General features: G+C 45.0%; 15 protein-coding genes. All 15 read left to right on the top strand.

Features of this window, described 5'->3' with window-relative positions:
* Positions 1-141 precede the first annotated feature (141 nt).
* The 15 genes from ACVBIO_RS02980 to ACVBIO_RS02910 all read left to right on the top strand — a co-directional run bounded on the left by ACVBIO_RS02980 (position 142) and on the right by ACVBIO_RS02910 (position 16,824).
* A complete protein-coding gene (locus tag ACVBIO_RS02980) occupies positions 142-957 on the top strand; it encodes a flagellin N-terminal helical domain-containing protein (RefSeq protein WP_447171922.1) in 816 nt (271 codons plus the stop codon).
* Between the two features lie 147 nt (positions 958-1,104).
* A complete protein-coding gene (locus ACVBIO_RS02975) occupies positions 1,105-1,482 on the top strand; it encodes a flagellar protein FlaG (RefSeq protein WP_447171921.1) in 378 nt (125 codons plus the stop codon).
* A gap of 41 nt (positions 1,483-1,523) precedes the next feature.
* Positions 1,524-2,894, top strand: a complete 1,371-nt coding sequence (gene fliD / locus ACVBIO_RS02970; RefSeq protein WP_447171920.1) for a flagellar filament capping protein FliD — start codon at positions 1,524-1,526, stop codon at positions 2,892-2,894.
* 38 nt (positions 2,895-2,932) lie between these two features.
* The gene (locus ACVBIO_RS02965) at positions 2,933-3,259 is read left to right on the top strand and encodes a hypothetical protein (RefSeq protein WP_447171919.1); all 327 of its coding nucleotides are present in this window, start codon (positions 2,933-2,935) and stop codon (positions 3,257-3,259) included.
* 7 nt (positions 3,260-3,266) lie between these two features.
* A complete protein-coding gene (fliS, locus tag ACVBIO_RS02960) occupies positions 3,267-3,677 on the top strand; it encodes a flagellar export chaperone FliS (protein WP_447171918.1) in 411 nt (136 codons plus the stop codon).
* 291 nt (positions 3,678-3,968) lie between these two features.
* Positions 3,969-5,402 (top strand): sigma-54 dependent transcriptional regulator, encoded by a 1,434-nt coding sequence (locus ACVBIO_RS02955; protein WP_447171917.1) that lies wholly within the window; start codon positions 3,969-3,971, stop codon positions 5,400-5,402.
* A gap of 546 nt (positions 5,403-5,948) precedes the next feature.
* Positions 5,949-7,082: a sensor histidine kinase gene (locus ACVBIO_RS02950; protein ID WP_447171916.1), complete on the top strand. Its 1,134-nt coding sequence runs from the start codon at positions 5,949-5,951 to the stop codon at positions 7,080-7,082.
* Positions 7,075-8,427, top strand: coding sequence for a sigma-54-dependent transcriptional regulator (locus ACVBIO_RS02945; RefSeq protein ID WP_447161414.1), 1,353 nt, complete (start codon positions 7,075-7,077; stop codon positions 8,425-8,427). The genes ACVBIO_RS02950 and ACVBIO_RS02945 overlap by 8 nt, the downstream gene beginning before the upstream one ends.
* A 452-nt stretch (positions 8,428-8,879) precedes the next feature.
* Positions 8,880-9,212: a flagellar hook-basal body complex protein FliE gene (fliE, locus tag ACVBIO_RS02940; RefSeq protein WP_439267775.1), complete on the top strand. Its 333-nt coding sequence runs from the start codon at positions 8,880-8,882 to the stop codon at positions 9,210-9,212.
* A 42-nt stretch (positions 9,213-9,254) separates the two neighbouring features.
* Complete coding sequence (gene fliF, locus ACVBIO_RS02935; protein WP_447171989.1) at positions 9,255-10,955, top strand: flagellar basal-body MS-ring/collar protein FliF; 1,701 nt, start codon at positions 9,255-9,257, stop codon at positions 10,953-10,955.
* The gene (fliG, locus tag ACVBIO_RS02930) at positions 10,945-11,991 is read left to right on the top strand and encodes a flagellar motor switch protein FliG (RefSeq protein WP_447171915.1); all 1,047 of its coding nucleotides are present in this window, start codon (positions 10,945-10,947) and stop codon (positions 11,989-11,991) included. The genes fliF and fliG overlap by 11 nt, the downstream gene beginning before the upstream one ends.
* Positions 11,991-13,037, top strand: a complete 1,047-nt coding sequence (gene fliH / locus ACVBIO_RS02925) for a flagellar assembly protein FliH (protein WP_447171914.1) — start codon at positions 11,991-11,993, stop codon at positions 13,035-13,037. Before fliG ends, fliH begins: the two co-directional genes overlap by 1 nt.
* A gap of 43 nt (positions 13,038-13,080) precedes the next feature.
* Positions 13,081-14,421 (top strand): flagellar protein export ATPase FliI, encoded by a 1,341-nt coding sequence (gene fliI, locus ACVBIO_RS02920; protein ID WP_447168938.1) that lies wholly within the window; start codon positions 13,081-13,083, stop codon positions 14,419-14,421.
* Between the two features lie 99 nt (positions 14,422-14,520).
* Positions 14,521-14,967 carry a flagellar export protein FliJ gene (gene fliJ / locus ACVBIO_RS02915; RefSeq protein ID WP_447163926.1) on the top strand — a complete coding sequence of 149 codons (447 nt, stop codon included), beginning with the start codon at positions 14,521-14,523 and terminating at the stop codon, positions 14,965-14,967.
* 321 nt (positions 14,968-15,288) lie between these two features.
* The gene (locus ACVBIO_RS02910; protein WP_447171913.1) at positions 15,289-16,824 is read left to right on the top strand and encodes a flagellar hook-length control protein FliK; all 1,536 of its coding nucleotides are present in this window, start codon (positions 15,289-15,291) and stop codon (positions 16,822-16,824) included.
* Positions 16,825-16,894 lie beyond the last annotated feature (70 nt).

Here is a 16,894-nt window from a genome sequence, read left to right as displayed (position 1 = left end):
TCTTTTAATCAAAATATTTTTTTTGAAAAAAGTACTAAAGATTAAAAAATCGCAGCCGTTAAAGTTACTGTAACCCAATAGACCCGCCTGGCTAAATAGACAGGCAAGTTTTAAAGCCAGGTATTAAAGAGGAAACAAATTATGGCTATTACAGTAAATACAAACGTGACTTCTATGAAAGCGCAAAAGAACTTGAATGCTTCTAGCCAAGGTTTGGCGACTTCAATGGAGCGTCTATCAAGTGGTCTTCGTATTAACAGTGCGAAAGACGATGCTGCGGGTCTTGCGATTTCTAACCGTCTAGATTCACAGATTCGTGGTTTAGATGTGGGTATGCGTAACGCCAACGACGCTATATCTGTTGCGCAAATTGCAGAAGGCGCAATGCAAGAGCAGACAAATATGCTTCAACGTATGCGTGATTTGTCAGTGCAAGCTACTAACGGCGCGAATAGCACTAGCGATTTAACTGCATTAAAGTCAGAGATGGATGCACTCATTTTGGAGATAACTGCAATCGGTGATACAACTGCATTTGGTGATACCAATTTACTAGATGGCACTTTTACAGCGAAAAACTTTCAGGTAGGCCATCAAGGCGGAGAGAATGTTACAATTGACATAACACAATCGGATGCTGCAACCTTAGCTGTAGACGCATTAGATGTGACAGCTGCTGGCGGAGGAGCTACAGCAATTACTGCCATTGATGCAGCAATTGCGACGATTGATGGTCAGAGAGGTACTTTAGGTGCGGCACAAAACCGCCTATCACACAACATTAGCAACAGTGCCAACACACAAGCAAACGTTGCTGATGCTAAGAGCCGTATTGTAGACGTGGATTTTGCTAAAGAAACGTCTGCAATGACTAAGAATCAAGTATTACAACAGACGGGTTCTGCGATGCTTGCTCAGGCTAACCAATTGCCACAAGTTGCATTATCTCTTCTTTAATCAGGTTTCTCGCTAAGAGTATTTACCGATAAAGTCTTGGTTTAAAGGGAGATTCGTGATGAATCTCCCTTTGTTGTTTATAAACCTTGACGTAATAGATAGAGGTATACGTCCTAGATTGAGTAGTTACCGAGGTGATGTATGACAATGGATGTGAATTTCACGAGTGCTAACAGTTCTATTGCTGTTAAACAGGAACTAAGCATTACACCGACTGAAGTTGACTCAGTGAATAGAGTGGCTCTTGTTAACGATGCTCGCAGCGTTGAAGAAACATCGCTGACCAAGGATACTGAAGAGAAAGTCGCAGACATACATGAAGTCGCGAATGAGCTTAATGATATGATGTCGCTGATGCGTAAAGGCCTGGCTTTTAAGGTCGATGAGCAATCAGGGCAAAATATTGTCAGAGTGTTAGATGTCGACTCTGGGGATGTCATTAGGCAGATCCCTAATGAAGAAGCACTCGAATTAGCACAAAAACTTGCAGAAGTGGCGGGATCTTTGCTTAAGACTGAAGCATAGGTTGAGCGTCAAAAAATAACTTATTTGTCTAGGGGGCAAAAATGGCATTAACAGCGACCGGTATAGGTTCTGGCTTAGATATCAACACCATTGTAAAAGTGTTAGTTGATGCCGAAAAAGTACCAAAAGAAGCGATTTTTGATAAAACAGAGGCGACGATTGAAGCCAAAGTGTCGGCAATGGGTACCCTAAAAAGCCACTTATCTACGTTTCAGGAAGCCCTCGAAAAATTAAACGATCCCGCAGCACTCAATATTCGTAAAGTATCCACTGGCGACAGTGATTATTTTACCGCTAAAGCGGATAAAAATGCTCAATCTGGCAGTTATCAAATCCAAGTCGATCAGCTTGCTGCTGCGCATAAGCTGGCCGGTAACAATGTTGCCGATGCAACTGCGGGGGTAGGGCAGGGCTCACTAGGTCTTGAAGTTAACGGTAAAGCTTTTTCCGTCGCTATTGAGGCGGGTGATTCACTCGATGCCATTGCCAAAAAAGTCAATGAATCAGCAGATAACTCAGGCATCACCGCTACCGTCATTAAAAGCGATGGCGGCAGTCGCATCGTATTCAGCTCTGATGAAACCGGTACAGAGAATCAAATCAGCGTAACGGCGACAGATGCTGTTGGTTCAGGCTCAGGTCTAAACGACATGTTTGGCTCGGGGAGTTTAGAAACCTTACAAGCTGCGCAAGATGCGGTGTTACATATTGACGGTCAAAAAGTGACTTCACAAACTAATGATGTGGAAAATGCCATTGCCGGTGTGACCCTGTCTTTGACTGATGCAGATCTTGCTAAAACTTCGACCTTAAAGATTGAGCAAGATAATGAAGCCGTAAAAGAGAATGTAAAGGGGTTTGTCGACGCCTATAACACTCTTGTCGAGTCAATTAGTAATTTGTCAAAATATGACACCGAAAAAAAAGAGGCTGCTGCTTTGCAGGGTGACTCAATGATCCGTTCAATTGAATCACAGATGCGAAATATGATCAGTAATCGCGTTGATGTCGACGGTGAAACTATCGCACTCTACGACATCGGTATTGAGACTGACCGCTACGGTAAAATGTCTATCAACGATGAAAAACTCGATAAAGTCATCGCCGAAGATATGGGCTCTGTTGAGGGCTTATTTGCGACCCCAGATACAGGTATTGCCGCTAGCTTAGATAACTTAGTTGAAGGCTACGTTAAATCTGGTGGATTGATTGATAGTCGTGATAATGCGTTAACCAATGATAAACAGCGTCTTGATGATCAACGTGAAGCATTTAGCTTAAAAATGGAAATGCTACAAGCACGTCTATTTAAACAGTTCAATGCGATGGATTTGGTCGTTGGCCAGTTGAATCAGCAAAGTGCGGGATTAGCAGATAGACTGAATTCGTTACCGGGCGTTATCGGTTCATAATCGCAATAATTTTACCTTTGGTTTCTAAGGAGTTTGGAGTGGATCTAACGTCTTTACACCAATTAAATGATGAACTGGACACACTGTTAGATAAGTTAAATACTGTGCCTGCTGAAGATGAAACCACCGATGAGTTGGTATCATATTTGCAGGAGTTAGTTGGCAAGCGTCAAAGTTTACTTGTTAATGCTTTTAAAGATGCAACAGCAGCCGATGCTGTTGAATTGAAAAAGCAGATTACGTTGAGCCAATCATTTGAGGCCAAAGCTAATATGATTAAGGCACACCGGCAGTCTCTGCTGCACGCAGGACGCAAAAGTAAGCAACAGCTAAATATGTACAAGACTATAGATTCTAATAGGTAGGTTTTTAATGAGAAGCTCTCTTCAGTCGTATCGTAAAGTTTCATTAGATAGTGAAATCTCAGTTGCTTCACCGCATCGTATTATTCAAATGATGTTTGATGGAGCGCTGCAACGCCTAGCTCAAAGTCGCTACGCCATTGAGAACAATGACTTGGCTAACAAAGGTGTATTTATAGGTAAAGCTATTGGCATTATTACCGGTTTAAATAATAGTTTGAACATGGAGGCTGGTGGAGATATCGCCAAAAATCTGGGTGATTTGTACGACTTTATGCTGCGCCGTATAACCGAAGCTAACATCAATAATGATGTTCAAGCATTAGATGATGTGAGTGATATTCTTAGAACGATTAAAGAAGGCTGGGACGCTATTCCCTCCGAGCAACATCACATTGATTCACACGCGAGTGCAATGTAAAAGTAACTAAAATGGGAGGTTTGATCGCCTCCTTTTTGTCACCCGTCAAAAATACGTCTTACAGTTGATTGTAAAGTAGAGATTTTAACCTAAAACTTACTAAGCTCCTCATAAAACTCATCAGGGGCTTGCTAATAACGGGCTGATAATACACTATTCTATTCGGTAGATATTTGAGAATGAATTTTAGATAACTACCGGCCAGATAATGGCTTGTAAAAATTGGCTTGAGAAAAGCAACGAACACTAATAATTAATGCGCTGAAATATTTAAGCCTAACGGCCTTCGGAATGATGCAAACAGATCAACGAATTCTACTTATCGGTAACCAGTCTGAGCGAATTAATCGCTTGTCGTGTGTATTTGAGTTTTTAGGTGAGCAAGTCGAGCTGATCGATTTTGATAAACTTGAAATGCATACTAAGCAAACGCGTTTTCGTGCGATTGTTTTACCGTCTGAAAATCAATCGAAAGAACTGACTCAGTCTTTGGCTAGTGCGCTTCCATGGCAGCCTATTTTATTGCTCGGTGAAAGAGGCGACGTGAAAGCGTCGAATATTCTTGGAAGCATCGAGGAGCCATTAAACTATCCGCAATTAACTGAATTACTTCATTTCTGTCAGGTCTATGGACAAGTTAAACGTCCAGAGATCCCAACAAGTGCCAATCAGACTAAATTATTTAGAAGTTTGGTCGGTCGCAGTGAAGGCATTGCCAACGTTCGTCATTTGATTAATCAAGTGGCAAGCTCTGAAGCGACGGTATTAATCCTAGGTCAATCTGGTACGGGGAAAGAGGTTGTCGCTCGCAATATCCATTACATCTCAGATCGCCGTGATGGCCCGTTTATTCCGGTCAACTGTGGTGCTATCCCTGCCGAGTTATTAGAAAGTGAACTTTTTGGTCACGAAAAAGGCTCATTTACAGGCGCGATAAGTGCCCGTAAAGGTCGCTTTGAACTGGCTGAAAAAGGTACGCTATTCCTTGATGAAATTGGCGACATGCCATTGCAGATGCAAGTTAAGTTATTACGTGTATTGCAAGAGCGTATGTTTGAGCGTGTTGGTGGTAGTAAGTCAATTGCCGCTGATGTGCGAGTTGTTGCTGCAACTCATAGAGATCTTGAGAGCATGATTGAGCAAGGTGAATTCAGGGAGGATCTGTATTACAGACTTAACGTATTCCCAATTGAAATGCCTGCTTTATGTGAACGAAAAGAAGACATCCCATTGTTATTACAAGAGCTTGTTAGCCGTGTTTATAATGAAGGGCGTGGTCGAGTTCGTTTTACTCAACGTGCTATCGAGTCATTAAAAGAACATGCGTGGTCGGGTAACGTTCGTGAACTCTCTAATTTAGTCGAGCGATTAACTATCCTTTATCCCGGTGGATTAGTCGATGTAAATGACTTACCGATTAAGTATCGTCATATTGATGTGCCAGAGTATTGCGTTGAGATCAGTGAAGAGCAGCTTGAGCGCGATGCCTTAGCGTCAATTTTTAATGATGAAGAGCCAATCGACATTCCAGAAACCCGTTTTCCAAGTGAATTACCACCGGAAGGTGTTAATCTGAAAGATCTTTTGGCTGAGCTTGAAATTGATATGATCAGGCAAGCGCTAGATCAGCAAGACAACGTGGTTGCCCGCGCAGCAGAAATGCTCGGTATTCGTCGTACTACGCTAGTTGAGAAAATGCGTAAATACGGTATGGGTAAAGATTGATAAAAGCCGGTTCAAGCTAAGACGAACGCTTCGCTCACGGAAGACGGAACGTTCGCAGGCTCACTTCGAGGACGGACTTCCTCCTGCTAGAGCGCTTCGCTTCTAGGAAAAACACAAGCAAAGACTGTTTAAGCTGAGATGGTTCAAGCTAAGATGGTTTGAATTAAAGTGAACTTTCGATATTTACCTACTTTCTTGAATAAGCCAGAAGATGAGTCTTCTGGCTTTTTTATGGCTCATCGCGGTTTTTCGGCTTTGTATATCAATTATTGCCGTCGTTTTAATCTTTTCCGTAAGCGAAGCGTTCCGTAGTGGCATTCAATTTAATCAAGCTGCCACGTGCCGTGAGGCCTGAGGCTGTTCGTCTCTGCATGCCCGTCTCAGCTTTAACCTAGAACCTAGAAGTCACGAAGTGACGCTCTCGCAGTGGCATTCAATTAAAGTCAATAGTCACGTCCTCGCAGCGCAGCGTCCTTCTTAGCTTTAAACAACTGGCACACTTCCTGCTTCACCCCATTCAAATGCAGTTTTTTTGACGGGGCCACCATGTCCGCTATTCCAAAACCACAAATCGATACAGCTAATGCGACTGATGCCGTTGGCAAAGCACATGTTGTTGATGTCAATGCTGTAAAGCGTCCACAGCTGGTTGATGTGCAGCAGGCCGCGAATATGTCAAATCGCTTGGATCATATTCTGCAGGCGATGCCTTCAGGCGTGGTGATTATAAATGGCGATGGTATGGTCACCGATGCAAATCCCGTCGCGATAGAACTGCTCGGTAGCCCGCTTGAAGGTTTACGTTGGCTACAAATAATAAATCGCGCTTTTTCACCCCAAGATGATGATGGCCATGAGGTTTCTTTACGAAACGGTCGTAGAGTTAAGCTTGCTATTACTCCGCTAACACCAGAGCCTGGGCAGTTAATTGTGTTAACGGATCTAACTGAAACGCGATTGCTGCAAAAAAATCTGTCCCATCTACAACGGTTATCAGCGTTAGGTAAAATGGTGGCAACTCTTGCTCACCAAGTCAGAACGCCGTTAAGTGCAGCACTGCTGTATGCCTCTAATCTTGCAAGCACCAAGATATCTGATGATGCTAGAAAGCGCTTTCAAGGTAAGCTTGTCGATAGACTTAATGAGTTAGAACATCAGGTCAACGATATGCTGTTAATGGCAAAAGGACGTCAGCAAGAACTTGATAATATTATTGTTTTTGAAGAAGTGGTTGATAACGTGTTGAGTAATTGCCAGCCAATCGCAGAGCAAAAGGCTTGTAAGTTGGTTTTTAATAATGAATCAAAGCAAAAAATTAGAGCCAATGATGCCGCTTTGTGTTCAGCAATCAATAATCTAGTGATGAACAGTATCGAAGCGGGCGCAAACCAAATCACGTTACATGCATTTGATACTAATACGGCTCTACACCTTGATGTCATCGACAATGGCAAGGGGCTGGATGCGGCTATGCAACAAAAGGTATTAGAACCTTTTTTTACTACCAAATCTCAAGGTACAGGTTTAGGTTTAGCCGTGGTGCAGTCGGTAGTGAGTAACCATGGTGGAAAGATGCAGTTTAGTTGCCACCCGGGCAATGGCTGCACAGCTTCATTGAAGTTTCCATTGCTGACAACCATCAAAAATGAGCAAGTACTAGGAGAGAGCCAGCATGTCTGAAGGTAAGTTGTTACTGGTAGAAGATGACGCATCACTGCGCGAAGCGTTACTCGATACCTTGATGCTAGCTCATTATGATTGCGTCGATGTTGGCAGTGCCGAAGAAGCCATTTTGACCTTAAAAAGCCAACGCTTTGATATGGTTATTAGTGACGTGCAGATGGAAGGCGTCGGTGGGATAGGTCTGCTTAATTACTTACAGCAGCACCATCCTAAAGTTCCAGTATTGTTAATGACGGCTTATGCAACTATCGATAATGCTGTTAATGCAATGAAGTTGGGTGCGGTGGATTATTTATCAAAGCCGTTTTCTGCCGAAGTATTAGTTAATCAAGTTTCTCGCTATATGCCGGCAAAGGCTGCTGAAGGCACACCGATTGTGGCTGATGAAAAGAGCTTGGCCTTATTGGCTCTGGCGCAGCGCGTAGCGGCCTCTGATGCATCTGTGATGATTATGGGACCAAGTGGCTGTGGTAAAGAGGTGTTGGCTCGATATATTCATCAAAATAGTCAACGCGCCGAGCAGCCATTTGTGGCGATTAACTGCGCAGCAATCCCTGAAAATATGCTCGAGGCTACCCTGTTCGGCTACGAGAAAGGAGCGTTTACTGGCGCCTATCAAGCGTGTCCAGGTAAGTTTGAGCAAGCACAAGGTGGCACCTTATTACTCGATGAGATCTCTGAGATGGAGGTGGGGCTGCAGGCAAAACTGTTGCGTGTACTACAAGAGCGCGAAGTTGAACGTTTAGGCGGGCGTAAAACGATAAAGCTTGATGTTCGGGTGCTTGCTACTTCTAATCGTGATTTAAAAGCCATGGCAACATCGGGCGAGTTTAGAGAAGATCTGTATTATCGTATCAACGTATTCCCGCTGACCTGGCCTTCACTTAATCAACGTCCAGCCGATATTTTGCCCTTGGCAAGGCATCTACTGCAACGTCATGCATTGATTGCTAATTACAGTGAGTTACCCGAATTAAGCGAATGCGCATCACGACGTTTATTGACTCATCGCTGGCCTGGCAATGTGCGAGAGCTTGATAACGTAATTCAAAGAGCCTTGATTCTATGCACTGCAAAAGAAATAACGGCAGCAGACATTATTATCGATTCAGTAGAATTAGATTTTAACCCTGAAAGCACACCTTTAGTTGTTAATAAACCCGCAGAGCTTGAAGGTTTAGGTGATGAGCTTAAAGCACAAGAACATGTGATTATTTTAGAAACCTTGACTCAATGTAATGGCAGTCGAAAGTTAGTTGCTGAAAAACTTGGCATCAGTGCCAGAACGCTGCGCTATAAGATGGCAAAAATGCGCGACTCAGGAATTCAAATACCTGCTTAAAAGCTAAGACGAACGCTTCGCTCACGGAAGACGGAACGTGCGCAGGCTTACTGACGGAAAAGCAGGGCCTAGGTGCTAGGAAAACTAAGAAAGGTCCTAGGAAAGCACAAGCTGAGTCAAAAGCTTGCATAGGTTTATTTATGCCGTCGCTTTAATCTTTTAGGGCTTTTGCGTAAGCGAAGCGTTCCGTAGTGACATTCAATTAAATCAAATAGTCACGTGCTGTAAGGCCGCAGGCCGTTCGTCTATTGTTTTCCCGTCTCTGTTTTTAACGTCTTGGCTTTTTCTCGTTCCCTAGAAGTCACGAAGTGGCGCTCTCGAAGTGACGCAGTCACGTCCTCGCAGCGTAGCGTCCTTCTTGGCACTTCCCCTTCTTTTTACAAACTGGCAAGCTATTTGCTTTATCTCGCTATATCAACATTTTCGTCAAGAAAACGACATGGGAGCTAAGTATGCAAATTGGTGCGAATTCATTACTGCAAGAGATGCAATCACTTAATGGTCAAATTGGTACTTCAAGCATTCAAACGGGCATTGCGCGCCAGGTTCAAAATACTTCAGGTAGTGATTTTGGTCAGCTGCTGTCGCAAGCTGTTGGAAATGTAAGCGAACTTCAATCAAATGCTGCTAATCTCGCCACTCGGCTCGATATGGGAGATACCACAGTCACTTTATCTGATACCGTGATCGCTAGAGAAAAATCAAGCGTTGCTTTTGAAGCAACCGTGCAAGTGCGCAATAAGCTCGTAGAAGCTTATAAAGAAATTATGAGTATGCCTGTTTAGGCCGTTATTACGTAGAAACAGGGTGCAATAGTGAGTACAGAAATGGTCGTAGGTACAGGTTCTGGTTTAGCAACCAACCCGCAAACATCAGGTGTTCAAGAAGAACATAAGCCTGGCTTAATGGGGTCCTTAGGTGGCGTCGATATGTTACGCCAAGTGACGATGATTTTGGCGCTTGCTATCTGTCTAGCCTTAGCTGTTTTTGTGATGATCTGGGCTCAAGAACCCGAATATCGCCCCCTAGGGCAGATGAGTACCGCTGAAATGGTGCAGGTACTTGATGTTTTAGACAAAAATCAGGTGAAATATGAGATCCAGGGGGACGTGGTTAAAGTGCCCGAGGATAAGTATCAAGATGTAAAGATGATCTTAAGTCGTGAAGGCTTAGATAGTGCTGCGAATAAAGATGATTTCTTATCTAAAGATAGTGGCTTTGGCGTCAGTCAGCGTATGGAGCAAGCGCGCTTAAAGCACAGCCAAGAACAAAATCTTGCCCGTACCATCGAAGAATTAAAAAGCGTGACCCGCGCAAAAGTGATTCTAGCCTTACCGAAAGAAAACGTATTTGCTAGAAACCGTTCAAAACCTAGTGCAACGGTTGTAGTGAGTACAAGGCGCAGTGGTTTAGCTCAAGAAGAAGTCGACTCCATTGTCGATATCGTGGCTTCTGCGGTGCATAACCTTGAGCCCAATAAAGTCACCGTGACCGATGCTAACGGCCGCTTACTTAATTCTGGCAGTCAAGACGGCGTATCAGCTATTGCTCGACGTGAGCTTGAAATTGTTCAGCAGAAAGAATCAGAATATCGCAATAAAGTTGAGTCGATTCTGATGCCAATCTTAGGTCCTGAGAACTTCACATCTCAAGTTGATGTCAGCATGGATTTTACCGCGGTTGAACAAACTGCCAAGCGCTATAATCCAGACTTACCAGCATTAAGAAGCGAGATGGTTGTAGAGAACAATTCCAATGGCGGCATTAGTGGCGGGATCCCTGGCGCCTTATCAAATCAACCTCCAATGGCATCAGATATTCCTCAGGAAGTTAATGCAACAGAATCGGTAAAGCAAACATCGGGTAGTAGCCACAAAGAGGCGACACGTAATTTCGAACTCGATACCACTATTAGCCATACTCGTCAGCAAATTGGCACACTACGTCGTGTCAGTGTTTCCGTGGCTGTTGATTTTAAAAATGCGCCAATGGCAGAAGATGGCAGTGTTAACCGGGTGCCGCGGAATGAGCAAGAACTTGCCAATATCCGCCGCTTACTAGAAGGTGCTGTCGGTTTTAATACCCAGCGCGGTGATGTGATTGAAGTGGTTACCGTGCCATTTATGGATCAGCTTATCGAGGCCGCTCCAGCGCCTCAATTGTGGGAGCAACCTTGGTTTTGGCGTGTGATAAAGCTCGTACTGGGAGCATTAGTGGTTTTGGTCTTGATCCTTGCTGTAGTGCGCCCAATGCTGAAAAAATTAGTATACCCAGATAGCGTCAACATGCCGGATGAGCCATCGGTAGGTGGTGAATTAGCAGAAATTGAAGATCAATACGCTGCAGATACCTTAGGCATGTTGCAGCGCCCTGAAGCGGAATACAGTTATGCTGATGACGGTTCTATTATGATCCCGAACCTGCACAAAGACGATGATATGATCAAAGCGATCCGCGCACTGGTGGCTAATGAGCCTGAACTATCGACACAAGTTGTGAAAAACTGGTTACTTGAAGATGACAAATGATATTAGTGTAGAAGCGAAAACGGCGCCTGGCTTTAAGCCCAGTGACTTAAGTGGTATCGAGAAGACCGCCATTTTACTGCTAAGCCTGAGTGAAAGTGATGCGGCATCGATTTTAAAGCATCTAGAGCCAAAGCAAGTGCAAAAGGTCGGTATGGCAATGGCAGCGATGAAAGACTTTGGTCAAGAGAAGGTCATTGGTGTTCACAAGCTATTTTTAGATGATATTCAAAAGTATTCATCGATTGGATTTAATAGCGAAGAGTTTGTGCGTAAGGCGCTAACAGCAGCATTAGGTGAAGACAAAGCGGGTAACCTAATCGAACAGATTATTATGGGCAGTGGTGCCAAAGGTCTTGATTCACTTAAGTGGATGGACGCGCGTCAAGTTGCCACCATTATCCAAAATGAGCACCCGCAAATTCAAACTATTGTTTTATCTTATCTTGAGCCTGATCAAGCGGCTGAGATTTTCGCCCAGTTCCCAGAAAATACCCGTTTAGATTTGATGATGCGTATTGCTAACCTTGAAGAGGTTCAGCCGGCTGCACTGCAAGAGCTTAACGACATCATGGAGAAACAGTTTGCCGGTCAAGGCGGGGCGCAAGCCGCTAAGATGGGCGGCTTGAAGGCGGCAGCCAATATCATGAATTACCTCGATACTGGGGTTGAAAGTCACTTGATGGAAACAATGCGCGAATCTGATGAAGAGATGGCGCAGCAGATCCAAGACTTGATGTTTGTGTTTGAAAACCTAAGCGATGTCGATGATATCGGCATTCAAGTATTGCTACGAGAAGTACAGCAAGACGTATTGATGAAGGCACTTAAAGGTGCAGATGAACAGCTGAAAGATAAGCTACTCAGTAATATGTCTAAACGCGCAGCCGAGCTACTTAGAGATGACCTAGAAGCAATGGGCCCAATCAGGATCAGTGAAGTTGAAGTCGCTCAGAAAGAGATCTTATCTATTGCTCGTCGTTTGAGTGATAGCGGAGAGATCATGCTTGGCGGCGGAGGCGGTGAAGAGTTTCTATAATGACAGAACCTAAAGAGCCTCAAGGCGCCAGTGTGAATACGACTGACGAATTTTCCCATTGGGAACTGCCTGAAGTTAGGCAAGAAATTAATCCCTCCTCGCTGAATATGTTTGGTCGTAACAGCTTGCAAATACAGGTTGACGATCCCATTGAGTCAGAAGTTATTTTGCCGCCAACCTTAAGTGAGATTGAAGATATTCGTGCTCATGCAGAGCAAGAAGGCTTTAGTGAGGGGATGGATAAAGGCTTTAGTGAAGGCCTTGAAAAAGGGCGTTTACAAGGATTAGAGCAGGGCCATGGTGAAGGCTATTCTCAAGGCCAGCAACAAGGCTACGAAGAAGGGCTAAAAACGGCAGCCGAACAACTGCAACGTTTTGAAAGTCTAGTGAGTCAGTTCGAAGCGCCATTAGCATTATTAGATACTGAAATTGAAAAAGAACTGCTCGCCACCTCGATGACGCTCGCCAAGGCCGTAATAGGCCATGAGCTTAAGACTTACCCTGAGCATATTTTATCGGCACTACGCCAAGGTGTTGATTCTTTGCCGATAAAAGAGCAAAGAGTCAATATTCGTGTCACTCCAAGCGATGAAGCCTTAATTGGCGAGTTATACACTCAAGCCCAGTTAGAACGAAACCGCTGGGGAATAGAAGCCGATCCAAGTCTAAGCCCTGGTGACTGTATTATTGACAGTGTTCGAAGTCATATTGATATGACGGTAGAAACCCGTATTGGCCATGTTTTTGCTGACCTTGATAAGCACCAACAAGATCTTTTACAGATGAAAGAGCAGCAAGAAGAAGCGTTACTTAAAGCAAGGCAACATAAAGCTGAGCAACACGCCGACTATCATGCCTCAATGACGTCAGAGCTTAACCGCGCGACTCACGAGCAAGTACTTGATGCGTCACAGGAACAAGCCTTAGGTGAGCAGGCTGCAGTGATTGATAATCAGGCCGCGGTGCTAGACAATCAGACTCAAGCTGCAGAACTTCAAAGCCAAATAACAGAACACAGCGAGCAAGTGCCTGCTGGAAGCCACTAAAGTAACTGAAGCAACTAAAGTAACTGAAGCAATTAAGGTGAACATGCCGACCCGTCAGCACCAATTACGCAATAAGCTGGCTCAACACCAGCAAAAAATCCATCCATTTGTGGTTGAAGCGAGTGGCCAGCTGGTGCGAGTGGTTGGTTTAACCTTAGAAGCCACTGGGTGCCGCGCTGCAGTTGGCAGCCTATGCGCTATCGAAACCATGGCGGGTAGCCTCATTGCCGAGGTCATAGGTTTTGACGATCAATTACTGTACCTCATGCCCATCGAAGAGTTGCGTGGCGTGCTGCCGGGAGCCAAAGTGACTCCACTTGGTGAGCAATCGGGATTAAACGTCGGCCTATCTCTTCTCGGGCGGGTACTCGATGGCAGCGGTCAGCCCATCGACGGCTTAGGTAACTTGAAAACAGATCAAAGAGCCTCTAGCCATGTTGCCGCAATTAACCCACTTACAAGGCGTGCCATTAGTGAGCCACTCGATGTTGGCGTAAGAGCCATTAACGCCATGTTGACCGTGGGTAAAGGCCAGCGTATGGGCTTGTTTGCGGGCTCAGGGGTCGGTAAAAGTGTGCTGCTTGGAATGATGACCCGCGGGACAACGGCAGACATTATCATCGTGGGGTTAGTGGGCGAACGTGGCCGCGAAGTAAAAGAGTTTATTGAAGAGATTTTAGGCCCAGAGGGACGTGCACGATCTGTTGTCGTGGCAGCACCTGCCGATACGTCACCGCTTATGCGTCTTCGCGCTTGTGAAACCTCTACTCGCATCGCCGAGTATTTTCGCGATTTGGGCTATAACGTATTGTTACTAATGGATAGCTTAACTCGCTATGCGCAAGCACAACGTGAAATCGCCCTTGCTGTGGGTGAGCCGCCGGCAACCAAAGGCTATCCGCCATCGGTATTTGCCAAACTGCCTAAATTGGTTGAGCGAGCCGGTAATGGTGGCGGTCAACAAGGCTCAATTACTGCGTTTTATACCGTATTAACTGAAGGCGATGATTTGCAAGATCCTATTGCCGATGCGTCAAGAGCCATTCTCGATGGTCATATCGTATTGTCACGCAGCCTAGCCGACTCAGGACATTATCCGGCTATCGATATCGAAGCATCAATTAGCCGTGTCGCACCTATGGTTATCAGTCCAGAGCACTTAGAGGCGATGCGAAAAGTTAAACAGGTTTACTCTCTGTATCAGCAAAACAAAGATTTGATCTCCATTGGTGCCTATAGCCAAGGTAGCGATCCACGCATCGATAATGCGATTCGCTTACAACCCGCGATGAACGCGTTTTTAAGGCAAACCATGAAAGACTCGATAACGTTTGATAGTAGCACCTTAATGCTGAGCCAATTGGGGGCGCAATGTCAGGCTTAACTTTTAAGCAGACCTCAATCATTCAGACCTTAGCCATTCAGGTGTTAGCCACTCAGACGTTAGCTCATCAGTGCTCAGGCAATAACAGAGTAGACTATCATGACTAAACCCGATCCACTGCACATGGTGCTTAAGCTGACGCAAGATGCCGAAGAGCAGGCTTCACTGCAGCTTCGCTCGGCGCAACTTGAGCTGCAAAGACGTCAAAGTCAGCTTGAAGCGCTGCAAAATTATCGTCTCGACTATATGAAACAGATGGAGCAGCAACAGGGGCAAAGCATTAGCGCCAGCCATTATCACCAATTTCATCAATTCGTACGTCAAATTGATGCGGCAATCGTGCAGCAGGTCAATACGGTGAAAGATGCCGATACTCAAAGGCAACACCGCCAAGCATATTGGCAAGAGAAACAACAAAAGCGTAAAGCGGTGGAGTTGTTACTCGCCAATAAAGCAGAAAAAGCCAAGCTTGCTGAATTACGCAGCGAACAAAAAATGGTAGATGAATTTGCATCGCAGCAGTTTTACCGTAAGCGGCAGCGTTAATTCTCAGCAGTTACCCACCTAAATAATCCCATTTATCCCTGATACAGAGCTCGTGTTAAAGCGCTCGTAATTAAGAGCTCCTAATTAGAGAGCTCAGTATTCATTTTTTGACAGCATTCATTTCACTGTTGATAGAGCAATATTGGCTCTTTTAGGTTATCCCTTCATTGATCTGTATCCCTGCAATAACGAGCGATTAAAGGCTGCGTTTGCTTTTGGCACTATTATTGCTTTCTATTGTGTTGACTGCCCCAATTCAGCCGATATTTTGACATATTCCCTCGTAGGTCGGTTTGATGAGTTAACCCTAACGGAGACGTAATGCAGCAGATGAACAACATTTTACTCAGTGGCTCAGAACATAGTAAAAAGGCCACTGAAAATAACAATAAATCTTTGGAGCCATCTCTTAAACCTAGGGCTAACTCTGAAGGTGATTCTGAAGTTGGTAGCTTTTCGGCTGCGCTGGAAAAAGCGGGTAAACAGACTGACACTAAGGCAGAGTCAGCTTCTTCAGCAGTTGATAAGCAATCATCAAGTGCGAGTTCAAGTTTAGAAATTACAGCAGAAAGCAACATTCAGGCACAAGCCAAGGCTGAGAGTGCTGCTGATGATGTCAGCCAGGTGTTTGCCCAGATCAATCTTGCAAATAATTTTGGTAGTGAAGCTCAGCTTGCCGCCAACGGCGAAAGCTTGCCGCTACAAGTGGCATCAGAAGCGACTTCAGAAGAGACATTAGCAAGTGAGCTTGAAGCGAGCGAACTTGCAGGCGATATCTTAACGGCGTTGAGTCAAGAGTCAGGCTTGTCAGAGCAAGAGCTAACTCAGCTTTCTGCCGCAGAGTTACACAAGCTGTTGCAGCAAAGCCAAATTTTAGATGCTAATGGCGAATTAACAGCGGAGTTTGCTGTTACGGCTAATGTTAATCTCGACTTGGGGGGTAATTCGCAGCCAAAACAGCAAGAGGTTGGGCTAGCCGGTCAAGCGGGAGTGACTGATAAAGCCGGTCTTGCCAATATTGCAACGGACCCTGAGGCGCTTCACTCTGCTCTAAAAAGCGCTGACGCGATTACGAAAAATGAGCCTCGCGACATTTTCGGTAAAGAGCTTGCCGGGTTATCTCAATTACAGTCTCAGTCTCAATCCCAATTACAGAAAGCCAGTGGTGAGCAGCTAAAAAATGCCGATGCCAGCAGCCAAACGATGACTAATCAGTTGGCTGCAACCGAACAACTTAAAACGGCTGAATTGTCGGTGCGAATGATGTCATCGCAAACGGGACAAGAGGCAAGTTTAACCGGTGCTGACGCAGCTCAGGATCTTAAAGCGTTAACGGGTTTGCAGGGGCAATCATTACAGCAGCAAGCAGGAGCGCAGCGTCAAGAAATACCACAGCTGCAATTGTCATTGAAACAAGGTGCTGAACAAACACCGCCAATGCAACAGATGATCCAGCGTTTCTCACCGATGATGAATCAGCAGCTGATCACCATGGTTAGCAACGGGGTACAACATGCTGAAATTCGCCTAGATCCACCAGAGCTTGGCCATATGATGGTGCGCATTCAAGTCCAAGGTGATACCACTCAAGTTCAATTTCAAGTAAGTCAGCATCAAACTCGTGATCTGGTTGAGCAAGCAATGCCAAGGCTGCGTGAGATGCTGGCAGAGCAAGGGATGCAGTTAACCGATGGCCAAGTGTCTCAAGGGGGCGGTGGAAATACCGACGGTGAACAAGGAAACGGCCGCAAAAATGACAGTGGTATGGCCGAAACGGATGAAATTTCAGCAGAAGAGTTGCTCGCAAGGTCAAATCTATCAACAAGTTCGGCATCAGGTATAGATTATTACGCATAAGCAGGTAATCTATAGCGGCTTAAGAATATTGATAAGAGTGATGACGTCGCTCTGCACTCCAGTTAGGGAA

Source organism: Shewanella sp. 0m-8 (assembly GCF_052977265.1).
Note: the sequence above shows the minus strand (reverse complement) of the source record. Positions and strands in the feature narration are given on the sequence as shown.

Bases quoted from the DNA above. Each gene is read 5' to 3' on its own strand.
- ACVBIO_RS02950 (WP_447171916.1), top strand. From the start codon at position 5,949: ATGTCCGCTATTCCAAAACCACAAATCGATACAGCTAATGCGACTGAT.
- ACVBIO_RS02955 (WP_447171917.1), top strand. From the start codon at position 3,969: ATGATGCAAACAGATCAACGAATTCTACTTATCGGTAACCAGTCTGAG.
- fliS (WP_447171918.1), top strand. From the start codon at position 3,267: ATGAGAAGCTCTCTTCAGTCGTATCGTAAAGTTTCATTAGATAGTGAA.
- fliF (WP_447171989.1), top strand. From the start codon at position 9,255: ATGGTCGTAGGTACAGGTTCTGGTTTAGCAACCAACCCGCAAACATCA.
- fliD (WP_447171920.1), top strand. From the start codon at position 1,524: ATGGCATTAACAGCGACCGGTATAGGTTCTGGCTTAGATATCAACACC.
- ACVBIO_RS02975 (WP_447171921.1), top strand. From the start codon at position 1,105: ATGGATGTGAATTTCACGAGTGCTAACAGTTCTATTGCTGTTAAACAG.
- fliI (WP_447168938.1), top strand. From the start codon at position 13,081: ATGCCGACCCGTCAGCACCAATTACGCAATAAGCTGGCTCAACACCAG.
- fliH (WP_447171914.1), top strand. From the start codon at position 11,991: ATGACAGAACCTAAAGAGCCTCAAGGCGCCAGTGTGAATACGACTGAC.
- fliJ (WP_447163926.1), top strand. From the start codon at position 14,521: ATGACTAAACCCGATCCACTGCACATGGTGCTTAAGCTGACGCAAGAT.
- ACVBIO_RS02910 (WP_447171913.1), top strand. From the start codon at position 15,289: ATGCAGCAGATGAACAACATTTTACTCAGTGGCTCAGAACATAGTAAA.
- fliE (WP_439267775.1), top strand. From the start codon at position 8,880: ATGCAAATTGGTGCGAATTCATTACTGCAAGAGATGCAATCACTTAAT.
- fliG (WP_447171915.1), top strand. From the start codon at position 10,945: ATGACAAATGATATTAGTGTAGAAGCGAAAACGGCGCCTGGCTTTAAG.
- ACVBIO_RS02945 (WP_447161414.1), top strand. From the start codon at position 7,075: ATGTCTGAAGGTAAGTTGTTACTGGTAGAAGATGACGCATCACTGCGC.
- ACVBIO_RS02980 (WP_447171922.1), top strand. From the start codon at position 142: ATGGCTATTACAGTAAATACAAACGTGACTTCTATGAAAGCGCAAAAG.